Genomic DNA, 15,914 nt, shown 5'->3' on the forward strand with positions numbered 1-15,914 from the left:
AACTTCGAAGGTTCCGGGGGGAATCCACGAGAACCGGGAGGCCGGAGCGCCGGGACCAGTCGGTCTCCGGCCGTCACGACCGCGCTCCGCGCCGCCTCGGACGCCCCGCTCCCCCGCGCAAGCGGAGCAGCAAGCGTGCTCCGGCCGACCGATCGTGAGGAATCTCGTTTTGATACGTGTCACACGCGGCGTCGCCACCGCGACGGCTCTGCTCGCGCTGGCCGCGGTGTCACCAGGACCCGCGTTCGCACAGCCGTCGTCCGAAGGAAGCGCGGTGCCCGCGCCGGGCGCCCGCGCCGGGGGGACGGAACTCCCCGAGGGCTGGCGGATCTCCGGTGCCGGTACGGACCGGTACCTGCTCTGGACCTCTCCCGAACCCGTACCCATGGGCGATGCCCGGGTCGAGTTCCACACGGGTGACCGGCTGCTCGGACGGCCGGTGGCGCAGCCGGACGGCCGGTCGTTCCGGCTGCCGCTCGGAAACCTCCAGCTCCCTGACGGATCGTCACTGCGGGTGACGGCGGCCGGTCGTCGCCTGGACGCCCCCGCGCCCGCCCGCGCGAAGGGGCTCCGTCCCGCCCCGCCCGCGTCCACGGGGGCGCAGCTCCCGGTGAACCCGGTGGACCCAGGGGTGGCGGGCCGCTACCGCCCGGTGAGCGGCGCGTACACGCTCAAGTCCGTGCGTCTGCCCGGGTTCCCCGAGCCGGTCGAGATGCGCGCCACGGTGGTGGGCCCCGCGAACGCGCCGGGCAAGCGGCCCGTGGCCCTCTTCCTGCACGGCCGGCACTCCACCTGTTACACCCCGGGGACCGAGGACGTCACCGGCTCCTGGCCGTGTGCCGCGGGGACGAAGGCGATACCCAGCGAGGAGGGTTATCTGCGCGCGCAGCGCCTGCTGGCCTCCCAGGGGTACGTGACGGTGTCCATCGCCGCGAACGGCATCAACGGGCAGGACTACCTCGCCGAGGACGGTGGCGCGCAGGCCCGCTCCTCCCTCGTCCGGCAGCACCTGGCCCGTTGGGCCGACTGGTCCGCGAACAAGGCGTCCGCCCCCGCCTCGGTGCGGGGCATCTCCTCCGCCGACCTCTCGCGCGTGCTGCTCGTCGGGCACTCCCGGGGCGGCGAGGGCGTCAACCGGGCCGCTCTCGACAGCCTCTCCCCGGCCCCCGCCGACCAGGACGGCGCACGCGGGACCGTGCGCTGGAAGATCCGGGGCACCGTCCTCATCGGCCCCACGGCCTTCGGCAACAACCCGGTCCCCGACGTCCCGTCGCTGGCGGTCCTGCCGGGCTGCGACGGCGACGTGTCCGACCTCCAGGGCCAGGACTACGTCGACGGCACCCGGGGCGTCAGCAAGGGCGCCGCGCTGCACAGCGCGGTCTACATGGTCGGCGCCAACCACAACTTCTTCAACAGCGAGTGGACCCCGGGCCAGGCGAAGGCCCCGTCGATGGACGACTTCTCGTCCGAGGACGGCACCGACGCGGTCTGCTCCCCGGGGACGCCGACGCGTCTGACGGCCACGCAGCAGCAGGCGGCGGGGGCCACGTACATCGCGGCGGCGGCGCGTCTGTTCGTCGACGGCGACGACCGCGTGCGCCCGCTCCTGGACGGCACCGGACGCCGGGCCCCCTCGGCCGGTCCGGCCAGGGTCCTCGCCCACGCCGTCGGCGCGCACCGCACGCCCGCGTTCCTGCCGGGGTCCTCGGTGACCGTGTCCGGTGGGGGCAGGCTCTGCGCCCAGGTGGACCCCGATCCCGCGCGGGCCTGTCTGGCGCCGGACGCGGGCGGTCAGTCGCCGCACTTCGCTTACTGGGAGACCGGTTCCGAGCCGGGCCGTGACGCCGTCGCCCTGGAGTGGGCCGGTTCCGGCGCGCCGGTCTCGGTGCGGTCGAAGAAGCCGGTGTCCCTGGCCGGTTCCGACGCGCTGACCCTGCGTGTCATCGTCCCGCCGAACAGCAGGGGCACGGACCTCGACGTCACGGTCGTCGACGCCTCCGGGCGCCGCGCCCAGCTGGGCCGGGTCCGGGTCGACGGGCTTCCCGGGACCGAGCGGACCACCTCGTACTGGGCCCGTGAGGTCCGGGTGCCGCTGTCCGGCGCCGGGCGTTCCGGTGTGGACGTGAAGCGGATCACGACGCTGGAGCTGGCCCCGCGCGGTGGCACGGGACGCGCCTGGCTGATGGACGCGTCGGGGTGGCGTCCGGGTACTCCGGCGGTGCGCCCGGCGGCGCTGGCACGGGTCGACATCGGTCGGCTCAAGGTCATGGAGGGCGACTCCGGTGTCCGGACGTACCGGGTGCCGGTGCGGGTCTCCGGCGGGAGTGCCGGGCAGGTCCGCCTGTTCGTCCCCGTGGACGAGACGGCTTCCTCGTACACGTCCCGTCTGGTGACGGTGCGTCCCGGGCGGCACGACATCGACGTACCGGTCGAGGTGCGCGGCAACACCCGGTTCGGTTATGACACCTCGTACGACATGTTCGTGAAGGCGGTGCGCGGCACGGCCGTCGGCTCGCACCGGGGCGGGGTGACCGCGGTGAACGACGACGCCATGCCGAAGGTGAGCCTGACGCCGGTCGCGGCCGATGTCGCCGAGGGCGAGGCCATGATCTGGCGCATGACCTTGTCCGAGCCCGCCGACACCGGCGTCCTGGGCAATGTCGGTTTCCTTCCGGTGACCTCCGGCGCCGAGTTGTCCACGGCGGACGTGGACCAGGACTGGCTGGCGGAGCGCGTCTTCGAGGTGCCGAACCCCGCGGTGCCGCTGTCCGCGATGCCGGAGGGCGGGATCTATCTGAACGCGTTCATCGAGCCGGGCCAGACGAGCACGGAGATACGCGTGCCCACGATCAGGGACGATGTCGCCGAGCCGACCGAATCGGTGCGGGCGCAGCTGACGACGTACGACGGCTCCTGGGAGCCCGTCTCCGGCCCGGAGTTCACGGGCACGGTACGGGACGTGCCGTGACACGGTCCGTCCAGGACTCCGGGGCGCTGCTCGTACGGCTCTGAGATGACGGGCTGGAACGCGGCGCCGGGCACGGAGCGGAGCTGACGCACGGGGCTCATGTACGGAGTTGGTCGGTCTAAGAACTCCTGTACGGAGTCGATGTACGGGGCCGAGGCGTTCGGGCCTGAGACACGGCCCGGAGCGCGGCCGGTCCCGCGAAGTCCCGCGAGGCGGGCACCGGGTCCCCGGAAGGGGGCCGGTGCCCGCCTTCCGTACGTTCCCGTCCGGGCCGGGATCGCGTCGACGTGCGCGGTTCGCCGGGTACCGGTGATCCGCGCGGCGGTCCGAGCCGCACCCGGCCGGACCGCCGCGCCGGGAACCCATGCCACCGCCTCTCGGTGAGTCCGCGTATCGGAAGTGACCGGACGTCAGGGGAAGCGAGGGGAGCGAGCCGTGTGCGTAGGGTGTCGGCATGCCACTGAGTCACATACTCCTCTCGTCCGGTCGTTCGATCCGGCTCACCGAGCTGCGGATGTCCTCGACCTACGGGGGGATGCTGGAGGGCTACCCCTGCAAGCGCATCAACGACCTGAAGGTCGGCTGGCTCCAGCGGGGGGCGGAGCGCGCGTTTCCCTCCCGCCGGGTCCATCTCGTCCCGCCCTCCCGCGCGTACCCGGAGGAGACCCCGGGCGCCTTCGGTCCCGTCGAGGTGCTGCCTCCGGTGGCCTGCGTCGGTGTCTTCGAGTCCACGGCGCTCGACCCGGCGATGGACGGTTCCTCCCTCGTCGTCGTCTGGTTCCAGCCGGGACCGGAGGTACCGGCTGGTGAGGACGCCGATCTCGCGCTTCGCGGCCTCTGTTGGGAGGAACTGGCCCAGGACTACGAGCTGTAGCGGCGCCGTGTAGTGATCACAGCCGCTCATGGTGGGGCCGTGACGGCGAGGACGGTGGACTCGTCATCACGGCCCACGGACGTCGTGGTCGGTCCGACCGGCCCCGTCCGGCGGAGAGGGTTGCCGAACGGGGCCCGGACCCCGGCCGCCGGGCTGGTCCTCACCAGCGGGCCCGGCGGTCGCGTATGGGGGGAGCCGTCGCGGAGGACCGCTCCTGACCCGGGCTTCCCGCTACGACGCCCTGGGGACGCAGGGGTTGCAGCAGGCCGGTTCGGGTTCGGCGCAGACGGTGACGGAGTCGGCGTTGTCGCTCGGGTCGGGGTCCTTCTCGACGGCGGTGACGGTGGCGGTGTTGGTGACGCGGCCGGTCCTGGTCGCCTTGGCCCGCAGGACGAGCGTCGTGTACGCGCCGACGGCGAGATCGCCGATGGTCCACCGGCCGGTGGCGGGGTCGTAGGCACCGGGGGCGGCGGAGAGGAAGACGAGACTCGCGGGGAGCCGGTCGGTGACGATGACTCCGGTCGCCGGGCTGGGACCCGCGTTGTGGACGGTCACGCGGTAGGTCACGACCTGTCCGACGGTCACGGTGGTGGCGTCGGCCGCCTTGGTCACCTTGAGGTCGGCGGCGGGCCTGACCTCGGTCACGGCCTCGCCCGAGGTGGCGGTCAGCGGCTCCGGGGTCGGGCCGAGCCGGTTCTCGTAGGCGGCGGTCGCCGTGTTCGTGACGCGTGTCCCGGCGGTCTCCAGACCGAGGACCACCCGGTACTCCACGGTGGTGCCGCCCGGCAGCGAGGCGGTGTTGGCGAGGCTGCCGCCCTGGGTGGCGGAGGCGCCGGTGCCCAGCCGGAAGACCACCGCCTTCGCCACGGGGTCGTAGGCGGCCTGGTCGTCGCCCGGCCGGTCGGTCTTCACCCCCGCGTCGGGCCCGTCGATGACACGGAGCGAGCCGGGGACGTACGTGGTGCCCAGGGGCAGGACGTCGGTGAGGGTGAGCCGTTCGGCGGCGCCGCCGCCCTCGTTGCGCGCGGTGATCCGGTAGGTGACGACATCGCCGACGTCCAGCGGGCCGGCCGGGATCGCGGCCTTGGCGAGCGTGACGTAGGGGGCCGTGCCGAAGAACACCCCGTCGAGGAAGTTGCCGATCCCCCGGTTGCCGCCCGCGGCCGACACGGACCGGAAGGCGAACCGGGTGAGGGTCTGGCCGTCGGGGACGGTGTAGGTGCCCGTGTAGTGGCCCCAGGCCGTGTTGCCGTCCGTGATGACGCGCTGCTCCATCCAGCACGTTGCCGGGGGCGCCGATGTCGAGGGCCATGGTGTCCTGGCCGAGGCGGCCCCGGTGATGGAGCCGCCAGTAGAGCTTGCTGCCGGGGGTCGTCGGGAGATCCTGGTAGAGGGTCGAGACCTCGTTGGCGTTGAGTTCGGCGAACTGCTCTCCTTCCGCCGACGGGACCCCGTTGAACCCGGAGTGCCAGATCTCGATCATGTGGTCCGTCGCGGTGGTGAGCCAACCGGGGACGTGCCGGGGAGCCTGGGTCTGGGAGGCGTCCGGCAGGAACGCCATGTCGGTGACGGACGGCTGCTCGAAACTTCCGTTGACGAGGGCGACCCGGAGCGGGGCCGGAGGAGGTGTGCTCATCGTGACGTCTCCAGTCTGTCGACGGTGCGCCGTGACCCCCCGGGACCCGGACGGCCGCGATGCGGTCCGGGAGGGCGGAGCCCGACAGCTCCAGCTCACCGCCGCCCCGTGACTTCGTACAGTCCCGATGGGGGCGTCCCCGGCCAGCGCCGTGCGACGGGTTTGCCGGAGCCCGCGCCGCCGTCGCGGCCCCGCCGCGCACCACCGCGCCCTCCGGGAGATCCCTCCCGTCACCTCCCGCACGACGCCCGCACGCACACCTCCCGTACTGGCCTGATGGCGCCGGTGTCTGACGAGCCCGCGCCAGCGGCGCGAGTGAACCGGGAGGTGCGTGGTTGACGCACACGCGTTCCGCCGGACACGAGCACGGGTGGACCGGAGCGGTGCGCGGCTCCCTCGGGTGTGGCTCTGGTGTACGGCCGTTCGCCGGTAAGTGTGCTCCGGCACGTCGCGGCGAAACCGGCGCTCCGCTCGCGCGTTGGGGTTGCCATGACGCCGTTTGCAGTGACGGTTCTGCACTCTGGGCCTGCGGTTTCATGCCGTATGGCCGAGCTTCGGACGGGGGCGTCATCCAGGGAAGCGGGGACGACGAGGTCGTGAAGTATCCCAAGGTGTGGACACATGGCGACGACTGCGGCGCCGGGCGCGGCGGCCCGTCCCCGGAGCGGGGCGGACTGCTGGGGCGCTCCGGGGAGGTCGCGGAGCTGCGGGCGGCGCTGACCGGTCACCGGCAGGTGACCGTGACGGGCGCCGCCGGGGTCGGCAAGAGCAGGCTCGCCCTGGCCGTCGCGGCTCCCCCGGGCACCGGGCCGTGGCGGGCCGTGGTCCGGGTGCGCTGGCACGACGGCGTGCCCGCCGGCCCCGGTGCCCTGACCGCACGGGTGACCCGGGCCCTCACCGCGGCGACGGGGGTTCCGCCGGAGGCAGAGGCAGAGGCGGAGGCGGGTGCGGACACGGGTGCGGACACGGGCTTGGAGCGGTCGTCATGTCCGAGTCCGGATGGGGGCCGGGACACGGGTCGGGATACGGGTCCGGGCGCGGGCGCCGCATCACGAGCGGATACGGGCGCGGGCGCTCGTACGGGCAGGGCTCCGGATACCGATGCGAGCACAGGTACGGGGAGCGATACGGGTACGAGGACGAGTGCGGGTACAGGTACAGGTACGGGTACGGGGGACGTTCTCGCCGCCGCGCTGGCGGCCACCGCGCGCGGCCGGCTCCTGCTGGTGCTGGACGACGTCGATCCCGTCCGCGTCGAATGCGCGGGCCTGGTGCAGCGGCTGCTGATGGACGTGCCCGCGCTGCGCGTGCTCGTGACCGCGCGCCGCGCGCTCGGGCTCGGTGACGAACGGGTGCTGCGCCTGGCACCGCTGGCCGTCGACCCGTGCGCGGGCGCGCCGGGGCCCGCCCCCGCCGTCGCTCTGTTCCTGGCCCGCGCGCCGGGCGGCGCGGAGTGGGACGAGGCCGGACTCGCGGACGTCACCCGGGTGTGCCGCATGCTCGAAGGGGTACCGCTCGCGATCGAACTGGCGGCGGGTCAGGTGGGCGGTCGGACGGTACGGGAGCTCGCCGCCCGGCTGGAGGCGGACCAGTGCTGGCTGACCGGACCGGGGCCGCTCCTGCGGCGCCACCGGTCGCTGCGCGCCTCCATCGGCGCGGTGCACGCGCTGTGCGAGCCCGCCGCCCGGAAGGTGTGGCGCAGGGCCAGTGTGTTCGCGGGCGCGTTCAGCGAGTCGGCGGCGGTCCATCTGTGCGCCGGGGACGGGGTCGAGCCCGAGGAGGTGCCCGCGTGCCTGGCGCTGCTGGGCGCGAAGGGCGTGCTCCGGGTGATCGGCGAGCCGGGCGCGGTGCGCGTGCCCCGCTACCGGATGGCGCGGGCGGCACGCGACTTCGGCGCCGAACGGCTGCGGGGGGCGGGCGAGTCACCGGACCTCCTTACCCGGCACGCGATCCACTACCGGGGGGTCGCGGCAGTCGCCGAGACCTTGTGGCACACGGGGCTCCAGCGGCAGGCGGTGCAGATCGTCCTCGACGAGCACGACGATCTGATGGCCGTGGCCCGGGGCGGGCGGCCCGCGCCGTCGGCCCCGGCCCGACGGCGGGGAGGGCCGGACGCGACCCCGGAACCGGACCGTGGCCCGGCGCCCTCGGAACACGAGGACCCCCCGGACCGTCCGAGCCACCCGAAGCCCTCACGCCACTCGGACCACTTGGGTGACCCGAACCATCCGGACCGCCCGGACCCCGCTGACCAAACGGGGCCTGCGGACCGCTGGACCCAGCCGGGCTCTTCGGCCCGGACCCAGACCGATACCTCGTACACACCGGACGACCCTGCGGCCTCGGACCGTCCAGACCATTCGGACCACCCAGGCAGTCCGAACAGCCCCCTGGGCCCGGACGGCCCGGACCGCCCGGACGGACGGGCTCATCCAGACGGACCGAACCGACCGGACGCCTCGGACCGGTCCGCCCGTTCGGACCACGCGGAGCCGCCTTGTGACGCCGCCTGCCCGGCCTGGCCCCACCGCCATTCCCACGGAGCCGACGATCCGGAGCCCGTCCTCCCCTCCGCCTTCTCCGTCCCCGCCGCGCAGATCGAGCGGACGGAGGCGGCGGTCGAGTCCGTGCTCCACCTCTGGTTCTGGTGGGCGGTGCACGGGCGCGGTACGGAGGGCGGCGCCCTGCTGTTGGGGCTGCTGCCGCGCCTCCCCTCAGCCAGTCCGCTGGTGGCGAGGGGCCGGGGCCTCGCGGCCTGGCTGGTCGCCGCGCACGACCCCAGGACGGCCCACCGGCTCGTGGAACTCGTCTGGCCCGCCGCCGTACTGGCCGGTGACGACGCGCTGGTGGGCCGCGTCGCCCACGTCCAGGGCACGCTGGCGTGGCAGCGGCGGGATCTGGAGGCGGCGGCGCGGTACTACCGGCTGGCCGCCGACACCGTTCCGGAGCGGGCGTACGGCGGACCGCCGCCCTCGGTGAGTCTCGCGGCCCTGTCCGTCGTCGAGGCCCACACCTCGCCGGAGGCGGCGGTACGGACGGCCGAGCGGGCCCTGGCCCGGCCCACCGGATGCGACGACCTCTGGTCGGCCGCCCTCGCGCAGTACGCCCGTGCCTTCGCCGAGCACCGGGCGGGCCGCAGCGGCCGGGCGGGCCACCGCACCAGGCGCGCCCTGGCCCGGCTCGCCCAGGAGCCGGGGGCGGCACCGCAGGCACGGCACGCGCTCAGGCTCCTGCTCGACCACATCGAGAGCGGGGAGGGCACGGGACCGGCGGGGCGGTTCCCCGACGGATCGCACACACCGCCGGACTTCCGTCGGCGCCCGTTCGTCCCGATGCCCCGAGCGGGCACACCGTCGGCGCGGACGGCCGAGGACGGCGCGGGCCGATCGTGACCACCTGTCGGCGTACGGGCGAACGCGTCCCCGGCAAGGTTTCGTGGCCTCTCCCTTGTGCGGCCTGGGGATGTGGCCGTGCTCAGTGTCAAGGTCGGCTACGGCTCTCCCTCGGTGACTGCGGCAGAGGTCAGTCGGTGCGCGAGCCGTCGGCACGCTTCTACGAGTTCGGGCGGCCGGACGTCGGTGAGCTCGGTGTCGAAGGTGGCGAGGATCCCCGCGACCCCGGCCCAGGACCAGGCGCCGAGGGTGAGGCGGCAATGCTCGGTGTCGAGGTGTTCGACGACCGAGCCGCTGGGGGCCCAGCGGGCGACGACGCCTGCCGGGAGGTCGAGCCGGGCGTTGCCGGTGCACGGCCAGGAGGCGGGGGTGTCGCCGCGATCGTGGCTGCTCATTACGTAGTGGGCGAGGTCGTCGTAGGGGGCCTCGCGCGGACCGAAGCGGTGTGTCGTGGGGCGGGTCCGGAGCCGGTCCACGCGGTGCACCCGCCACTGGTGGTCCCCGAGGTCGTAGGCGACCAGGTACCAGCGGCCTGCCCAGACGACCAGGTGGTGGGGCTCGACGCGGCGGGCGGGCGCGAAGTCCTCGTCCGCGCTCCCGGGGCGTGAGCCGTCGGGGCGCAGCGTCTCGGTGACGAGCACGTGGCGGTGGCGGACGGCGGCTCCCACGGCGGTGAGCGCGGCCGGGTCGACGGGGGGTGCCGGAAACTCCCAGTAGTCCCGCAGCCTCGTCAGGCGCAGGGACTTCATCGATTCCCGCAGCGCGGCGGGCATGGCCTGTTCCAGGGTGATCAGGGCCCGCGCCGCGTCGTCCCCGAGGCCGGAGACCGTGCTGGGCGCGGCCTGCAGGGCCACCGCGACCGCGAGGGCCTGTCCGTGGTCGAACACCAGCGGCGGAAGGGTGTGGCCCGCCCCGAGCCGGTATCCGCCATCGGGCCCGTGGACGGTGGTGATCGGGTATCCGAGGAGGCGCAGGGTCTCGATGTCCCGGCGTACGGTGCGTTCGCCGGTCTCGAGCGCGACGGCCAGTTCACGCAGCGGCCACAGGCGGCGTGATCCGAGCAGGGACAGCAGCCGCAACGCGCGTCGTGAGGTGCTCGCCATCGTCTCATCATGCCGGGTAGTGGCCATTCGATGTCCACTACCGGTGCCACTGTCGACCACCCGGGCAATCCCACGGTGGTGGAAAGAGGATGATTCGTATGCGTGTTGTCGTGGTCGGCGGCGGGATCGGTGGACTCGCGCTGGGCGCGGGTTTGCGTCGCAGGGGGTTCGAGGTGAAGGTGTTCGACCGTGACACCGATGTGGCGGCCACGGGCGGCTACCACATCACCCTCGACGGGCGGGCCCTGTCGGCGCTGCGGGAACTGGTGGCGCCGGAGATCGTGCGGCGGCTCCTCGCGTCGTCCTCGGCGCTGCGGCTGCGCGACCGCGACGCGATCTGGGACCGTCACGGCCGGCTTCTCGGCCTGGGGCCGGATCTCAGCGGTGTCTCCAGCGTCGATGTCGACCGCATCACCTTGCGTACGCTGCTGGCCGAAGAGGTCCGCGACGACCTGTGTCTGGGGCGGACGGTGACCGGCGTCCGGCAGGACGACGACGGAGTGCCCCGGGTGCTGTTCACCGACGCCCCGCCCGTCCCGGCGGATCTGGTGGTCGGTGCGGACGGCACGCACTCCCTGGTCGCCCGGCATCTGGCGGGACGGCGGACCAACAGCCCCGCGGGCATCGTCGGGTTCTCGGGCCGTACTCTCCGCACCGACCTCGGTCCCGCCGAGCGGCGGCGGCTCGGGCTCCGCTCGGGGCTGGCGATCGGCCCGCGGGGCGCGGCGTTGTACACCGGTTTCCTCAACCCGGTCGGCAAGGCCGCGCTCGATGCCCCGGAGCTTGGGATGTCCGTCACGACCGGTCCCACCTACATCTGGGGGGCCATGTTCCCCGAGTCGCCCGCGACCGACTCCCTCCGTGCCCTGCGCGGGGGCGAGTTGCGCGACGCGCTGTCGAACCGGTTCCGCGCGTTCGGGTGGGCCGGGCACACGCTCGAAGTCATCGCCCGTGCCGATCCGGACGGTGTGGCGGCGTACCGCTTCCACGCGGCCTCGACCCGTGCCGCCGAGCTGGCGCCCTGGGGCGCGGGCCGCGTCACCGCGCTGGGCGACGCCGTCCACGCGACACCGCCCACCGCCGGGATGGGGGCCGGTGCGGCGATCCGTGACGCCGCGGCTCTGCTCCGGCACCTGGGTGATGTCGGTGACGGTACGACGACGGTCGAGGCGGTGGCCCGGTTCGAGGCGGGGATGCGGCGGCGGGGCAGCGAGGTCCTCACGCGCGCCATGAGGACGGTCCGTCTGATCCTGGCCACCGACACCGCCCTCGGCGCCGCCGCCACCGTCGTGACCACCCCGGTCCTGGCCGCCGCCGCCCGGTTGCGGCATCGCGGAGCGCACGGCGCCGATGAGCACACGGCACCGAGACGGCCCGTCGGCTTCTGAGCATCGGGGAAGGCGGCTCCGACCGGCGCCCGTCGAACCGTCGTCAGGCGCGTCGACGCCCCGCCCGGGTTCCACGCCGGCGGGGCGTCGGTCCCGAGCAGCTACGAGCAGCCAGCACGCGTGACTAAGGACTCCCTCACGGTAGGCCCCGGGTCTGACATCGCTCCTCGCGGCGGCTTCCGGTGGGTCGTGGCCCAGGCGCCGGTCGGCGTACCGCGAACGTCCGTACGGCCGGCCGGAGGCCGTTCTCCGTCCAGTCGGCCCGGCCCCGGGGGCGGGGTCACTCGTAGACGGTGGCGGCCTGGAGGGCCCTGGCCAGGAAGGTCCAGTCGCCGCCGTCGGGGAGCTCCTTCCCGGAGTTCCGGTACCAGCCCGGCGCGTCGTCCATCCACGCCGCGAGCGCTCCGAGGAAGTGGTCCAGGCTCTGGTTCTCCCATTCTCGCCCTCGGCGGAGGTAGTCCTGGTGCAGGTCTCGGACGAAGGCCGCCAGGGCCTCGCGGCTCTGGACCTCGTCGTCGGGGGCGAGTGACATGCGGTGAAGGTACCTCGACGCCTCCCCGACCCTCGACACCCGGCCACCCCCGGCCCGATCACCCCTCGGGCCCGACCGACCCTCGGGGCCCGACCGACCCTCGGGGCCCGACCGGCCCTCGTCGCCCGACCACCCTTCGGGGCCTGACCGACCCTCGGCGCTCGACCCGAGCCCGTACGCATCACCCCGCGCGAGCGCCCCAAACCCGCGGCGCGGAACCTTCTCACATCCGATATGGAGATGACCACCTCCCCACAAGCCGTTACCTGGTCGTTATAAACTAAGGATATGGACCACTTCACGGCGATTTTCCCGCCGCTCGTGAGTTGATCAAGGCCACCCGGCAACCTTGCGCAACTATCACGCGCGCTGGTTGCGTACAAGCCCTCAGCCGCAGGAAGTTCCCCGTCCCGCTCGGTAGCTTCGGCACACATGACCCTCGCCCATGCGACGCCCAGGACCACCCGACCCGACAGGATCCACGCCCCCGGTGTGACGATCGGCCGCGCCCACGCGGACGACGGCTCCGCGCTCTGGCGGATCGCCCGCGACGCCGGGGAACTGGACGTCAACTCGCCCTACAGCTACCTGCTGTGGTGCCGTGACTTCGCCGCCACGACCGCCGTCGCCCGCGACTCCGGAGGCCGCCCGGTCGGGTTCGTCACCGGCTATCTGCGCCCCGACGCGCCGCGCACGCTCTTCGTCTGGCAGGTCGCCGTCGATGGTTCGCACCGCGGAACCGGGGTAGCCGGAGCACTGCTCGACGCCCTGTCCGACCGGGTGGCGGCCGAGCACGGACTCGACGCGCTGGAGGCGACCGTGACCCCGGACAACCCACCGTCGGACCGGATGTTCCGCGCCTTCGCCCGCCGCAGGGGCGCGGCCGTGGCCCAGGAGGTGCTGTTCCCGTCCACGGTCTTCCCCGAGCCGCCGTCCGGGGCCGCGGGGACCTCGGAGACCGGTGACGGCCACCGGTCCGAGGTGCTCTACCGCATCGGCCCCCTGACGCCCTGACGGACCGGCGCCTCCCGCCGCCGCGACCCGGCCGCACCCTCCCGCCGCCCCTCTCCCTCCCCCACCCGCACCCCCACCCGCACCGAACCAGGAGAAACGTGACCGCACCGACCGACATCATCGCCGCCCCCTCCGTCTTCGAGACCGTCGAATCCGAGGTCCGCAGCTACTGCCGCGCCTGGCCCGTCGTCTTCGAGCGCGCGAGCGGCAGCAGGCTCCACGACGAGGACGGACGTCCCTTCCTCGACTTCTTCGCGGGCGCGGGCTCCCTCAACTACGGCCACAACAACCCCGTCCTGAAACGCGCGCTCCTCGACTACCTCGCGGACGACGGCATCACCCACGGACTCGACATGTCGACGACCGCCAAACGGGACTTCCTGGAGACGTTCCGCGCGACGGTCCTGGAGCCGCGCGGCCTCCCGTACAAGGTGATGTTCCCGGGACCGACCGGCACCAACGCCGTGGAGGCGGCCCTGAAACTCGCCCGCAAGGTCACCGGGCGGGAGACGGTCGTCTCCTTCACCAACGCCTTCCACGGCATGTCGCTGGGCTCCCTCGCCGTCACCGGAAACGCCGCCAAGCGCGCCGGGGCGGGCGTCCCCCTCAGCCACACCATCCAGATGCCGTACGACCACTACCTCGACGGCCGGACCCCGGACTTCCTCCTCTTCGACCGGCTCCTCGGCGACCCCGGCTCCGGACTCGACCACCCGGCGGCCGTGATCGTCGAGACGGTCCAGGGCGAGGGCGGCGTCAACGTCGCCCGTGTCGCCTGGCTCCGGCGGCTCGCCGAGCTGTGCCGCCGCCGGGACATGCTGCTCATCGTGGACGACATCCAGATGGGCTGCGGACGCACGGGCGACTTCTTCTCCTTCGAGGAGGCGGGCATCGTCCCCGACATCGTCACCCTGTCGAAGTCCATCAGCGGCTACGGACTCCCCATGGCCCTCTGCCTGTTCCGCCCGGAGCTGGACGTGTGGCAGCCCGGCGAGCACAACGGCACCTTCCGCGGCAACAACCCGGCCTTCGTCACCGCCACCGCCGCCCTGCGCGCGTACTGGTCCGACAGCGCCCTCCGCGACCGCACCCTCGGCCGCGCCGGGCGCGTCGAGAACGCGCTGCTCGACCTGTGCGGCGACGACGGCCGTACGGCCCTCAGGGCGCGCGGACGCGGACTCGTCTGGGGCCTGGAGTTCGCCGACGGCGAGCGCGCCGGAGCCGTGTGCCGCCGGGCCTTCGAACTCGGCCTCCTCCTGGAGACCTCGGGCCCGAACGGCGAGGTCGTGAAGCTGCTGCCGCCGCTGACGGCGACGGACGACGAACTCGACGAGGGCCTCGGCATCCTCGCGCGCTCCGTCCGGCACACGGCCGGACTCCGTGCGGTCGGCGGCCGGGCCGCCTGAACGGACCTCCACCGACCGCGCCCGACCCCCCTCCACAGAAAGGCGGTCCCTCCGTGATCGTGCGCACCTTCGACGAACTCGACGGCACCGAAAGGCACGTCCGGTCCGCGTCCGGCACCTGGGAGAGCAAGCGCATCGTGCTGGCCCGCGAACGGGTCGGGTTCTCCCTCCACGAGACCGTGCTGTACGCCGGGACCCGGACCTCGATGTGGTACGCGCACCACGTCGAGGCGGTCGTCTGCACCGCCGGCGAGGCCGAGCTGACCGACCACGAGACGGGCCGCACCTACACGATCGTGCCCGGCACGATGTACCTGCTCGACGGGCACGAGCGGCACACCCTCCACGTCAAGCGCGACTTCCGCTGCCTGTGCGTCTTCAACCCGCCCGTCACCGGCCGTGAGGACCACGACGAGAACGGCGTCTACCCGCTGCTCACCGAGCCCGAATCCGGGTCCGAGCCCGAATCCGGGTCCAGGTCCGATACCGGGTCCAGCTCCCCCTCCAGTTCCGGCTCCGAGCCCGGTTCCGGCTCCGAGCCCGGCTGAGCCGGCCGCCCCCGCCCCCGCCCCCCACCCCCGTACGAGACAAAGGAAGGCACCACCTCTCATGACCTCCGCCCCCGCCCGTCCCGTCGACCTCTACCCGACCCGTGGCACCGACGAGCGGCTGATCGGCCGCAAGGACCCCGTCGTGTGGTCTGCGCCCGGCACCGCGGGGCCCTTCTGGGCCCGGGAGCTGGAGGAGTACGAACGGGACGGCTTCGCCACGGTGGACGCGATCGTCACGCCCGAGGAGGTGGCGGAGCTGCGGGACGAACTGGACCGGCTCGTCACCGATCCGGCGGTGCGGGAGGACGAGCGGGCCGTGGTCGAACCGCACTCGCGGGAGATCCGCTCCGTGTTCGAGGTGCACCGGACCAGCGAGGTCTTCGCCCGGCTGGCCGCCGATCCGCGCCTCGTCGGGCGCGCCCGCCAGATCCTCGGCTCCGACGTGTACGTCCATCAGTCCCGCGTCAACGTCAAGCCCGGGTTCGGCGCGAGCGGCTTCTACTGGCACTCCGACTTCGAGACCTGGCACGCGGAGGACGGGCTGCCGAGGATGCGGACGGTGTCGGTGTCGATCGCGCTCACCCCGAACCACACCACCAATGGCAGCCTGATGATCATGCCGGGTTCGCACCGCTCGTTCCTGGGCTGCGCCGGGGCCACCCCCGAGGACAACTACCGGAAGTCGCTGCGGGCGCAGGAAGCGGGGACGCCGTCCGACGAGGCGCTCACGACGTTCGCGGAGGCGTGCGGCATCCGGCACTTCACGGGGCCCGCGGGTTCGGCGACCTGGTTCGACTGCAACGCCCTGCACGGCTCGGGCGACAACATCACCCCGTATCCCCGCAGCAATGTGTTCCTGGTCTTCAACAGTGTCGAGAACCGTCCCGAGCCGCCGTTCGCCGCGCCGGTCCGGCGTCCGTCGTTCATCGCCGCGCGGGACGTCGTCCCCGTCGGCTGACCCACGACCGGCCGTCGGCCGACCGCGTCGGGACGCGCTCCATGAGGTCGCCCCGGTCCGGTGCGTCCCCGTGGACGCACCGGACCGGGGCA

9 protein-coding genes and 2 pseudogenes are annotated in these 15,914 nt (G+C 73.5%); 8 read left to right on the top strand and 3 right to left on the bottom strand.

Features of this window, described 5'->3' with window-relative positions:
- Nucleotides 1-169 precede the first annotated feature (169 nt).
- Nucleotides 170-2,968, top strand: coding sequence for a hypothetical protein (locus ACIRQY_RS23775; RefSeq protein ID WP_403928940.1), 2,799 nt, complete (start codon nucleotides 170-172; stop codon nucleotides 2,966-2,968).
- Nucleotides 2,969-3,422: 454 nt separating this feature from the next.
- Nucleotides 3,423-3,842, top strand: coding sequence for a hypothetical protein (locus ACIRQY_RS23780; protein ID WP_403928942.1), 420 nt, complete (start codon nucleotides 3,423-3,425; stop codon nucleotides 3,840-3,842).
- A 231-nt stretch (nucleotides 3,843-4,073) separates the two neighbouring features.
- Here the strand turns inward: ACIRQY_RS23780 and ACIRQY_RS23785 are convergent.
- A pseudogene (locus ACIRQY_RS23785) lies at nucleotides 4,074-5,478 on the bottom strand (hypothetical protein).
- A 1,226-nt stretch (nucleotides 5,479-6,704) separates the two neighbouring features.
- On the opposite strand from ACIRQY_RS23785, the gene ACIRQY_RS23790 reads away from it, so the two are divergent.
- Nucleotides 6,705-8,870 (top strand): ATP-binding protein, encoded by a 2,166-nt coding sequence (locus tag ACIRQY_RS23790; RefSeq protein ID WP_403928945.1) that lies wholly within the window; start codon nucleotides 6,705-6,707, stop codon nucleotides 8,868-8,870.
- A 98-nt stretch (nucleotides 8,871-8,968) separates the two neighbouring features.
- Here the strand turns inward: ACIRQY_RS23790 and ACIRQY_RS23795 are convergent, their stop codons facing one another.
- On the bottom strand, nucleotides 8,969-9,973 hold the full coding sequence (locus ACIRQY_RS23795; RefSeq protein ID WP_403928948.1) for a helix-turn-helix transcriptional regulator: 1,005 nt from the start codon (nucleotides 9,971-9,973) through the stop codon (nucleotides 8,969-8,971).
- Between the two features lie 98 nt (nucleotides 9,974-10,071).
- On the opposite strand from ACIRQY_RS23795, the gene ACIRQY_RS23800 reads away from it, so the two are divergent.
- Entirely contained in the window at nucleotides 10,072-11,361 is a 1,290-nt protein-coding gene (locus ACIRQY_RS23800; RefSeq protein WP_403928951.1) for an FAD-dependent monooxygenase, read from the top strand.
- Nucleotides 11,362-11,641: 280 nt separating this feature from the next.
- Here the strand turns inward: ACIRQY_RS23800 and ACIRQY_RS23805 are convergent, their stop codons facing one another.
- The gene (locus ACIRQY_RS23805; RefSeq protein WP_403928954.1) at nucleotides 11,642-11,893 is read right to left on the bottom strand and encodes a hypothetical protein; all 252 of its coding nucleotides are present in this window, start codon (nucleotides 11,891-11,893) and stop codon (nucleotides 11,642-11,644) included.
- A gap of 432 nt (nucleotides 11,894-12,325) precedes the next feature.
- On the opposite strand from ACIRQY_RS23805, the gene ectA reads away from it, so the two are divergent.
- The 4 genes and pseudogenes from ectA to thpD all read left to right on the top strand — a co-directional run bounded on the left by ectA (nucleotide 12,326) and on the right by thpD (nucleotide 15,822).
- Nucleotides 12,326-12,907, top strand: a complete 582-nt coding sequence (ectA, locus tag ACIRQY_RS23810) for a diaminobutyrate acetyltransferase (RefSeq protein ID WP_403928957.1) — start codon at nucleotides 12,326-12,328, stop codon at nucleotides 12,905-12,907.
- A gap of 98 nt (nucleotides 12,908-13,005) precedes the next feature.
- Complete coding sequence (gene ectB, locus ACIRQY_RS23815; RefSeq protein WP_403928960.1) at nucleotides 13,006-14,313, top strand: diaminobutyrate--2-oxoglutarate transaminase; 1,308 nt, start codon at nucleotides 13,006-13,008, stop codon at nucleotides 14,311-14,313.
- Between the two features lie 53 nt (nucleotides 14,314-14,366).
- Nucleotides 14,367-14,762, top strand: a pseudogene (locus ACIRQY_RS23820) (ectoine synthase); the annotation flags it as partial.
- A 160-nt stretch (nucleotides 14,763-14,922) separates the two neighbouring features.
- A complete protein-coding gene (gene thpD / locus ACIRQY_RS23825; RefSeq protein WP_403928963.1) occupies nucleotides 14,923-15,822 on the top strand; it encodes an ectoine hydroxylase in 900 nt (299 codons plus the stop codon).
- Nucleotides 15,823-15,914 lie beyond the last annotated feature (92 nt).

The sequence above is a fragment of the Streptomyces sp. NPDC101490 genome, assembly GCF_044767145.1.
In the GTDB taxonomy this organism is placed as follows: domain Bacteria; phylum Actinomycetota; class Actinomycetes; order Streptomycetales; family Streptomycetaceae; genus Streptomyces.

Coding starts and splice junctions, on each gene's coding strand:
- ACIRQY_RS23780 (WP_403928942.1), top strand. CDS start 3,423: ATGCCACTGAGTCACATACTCCTCTCGTCCGGTCGTTCGATCCGGCTC.
- ACIRQY_RS23795 (WP_403928948.1), bottom strand. CDS start 9,973: ATGGCGAGCACCTCACGACGCGCGTTGCGGCTGCTGTCCCTGCTCGGA.
- ACIRQY_RS23800 (WP_403928951.1), top strand. CDS start 10,072: ATGCGTGTTGTCGTGGTCGGCGGCGGGATCGGTGGACTCGCGCTGGGC.
- ACIRQY_RS23805 (WP_403928954.1), bottom strand. CDS start 11,893: ATGTCACTCGCCCCCGACGACGAGGTCCAGAGCCGCGAGGCCCTGGCG.
- ectA (WP_403928957.1), top strand. CDS start 12,326: ATGACCCTCGCCCATGCGACGCCCAGGACCACCCGACCCGACAGGATC.
- thpD (WP_403928963.1), top strand. CDS start 14,923: ATGACCTCCGCCCCCGCCCGTCCCGTCGACCTCTACCCGACCCGTGGC.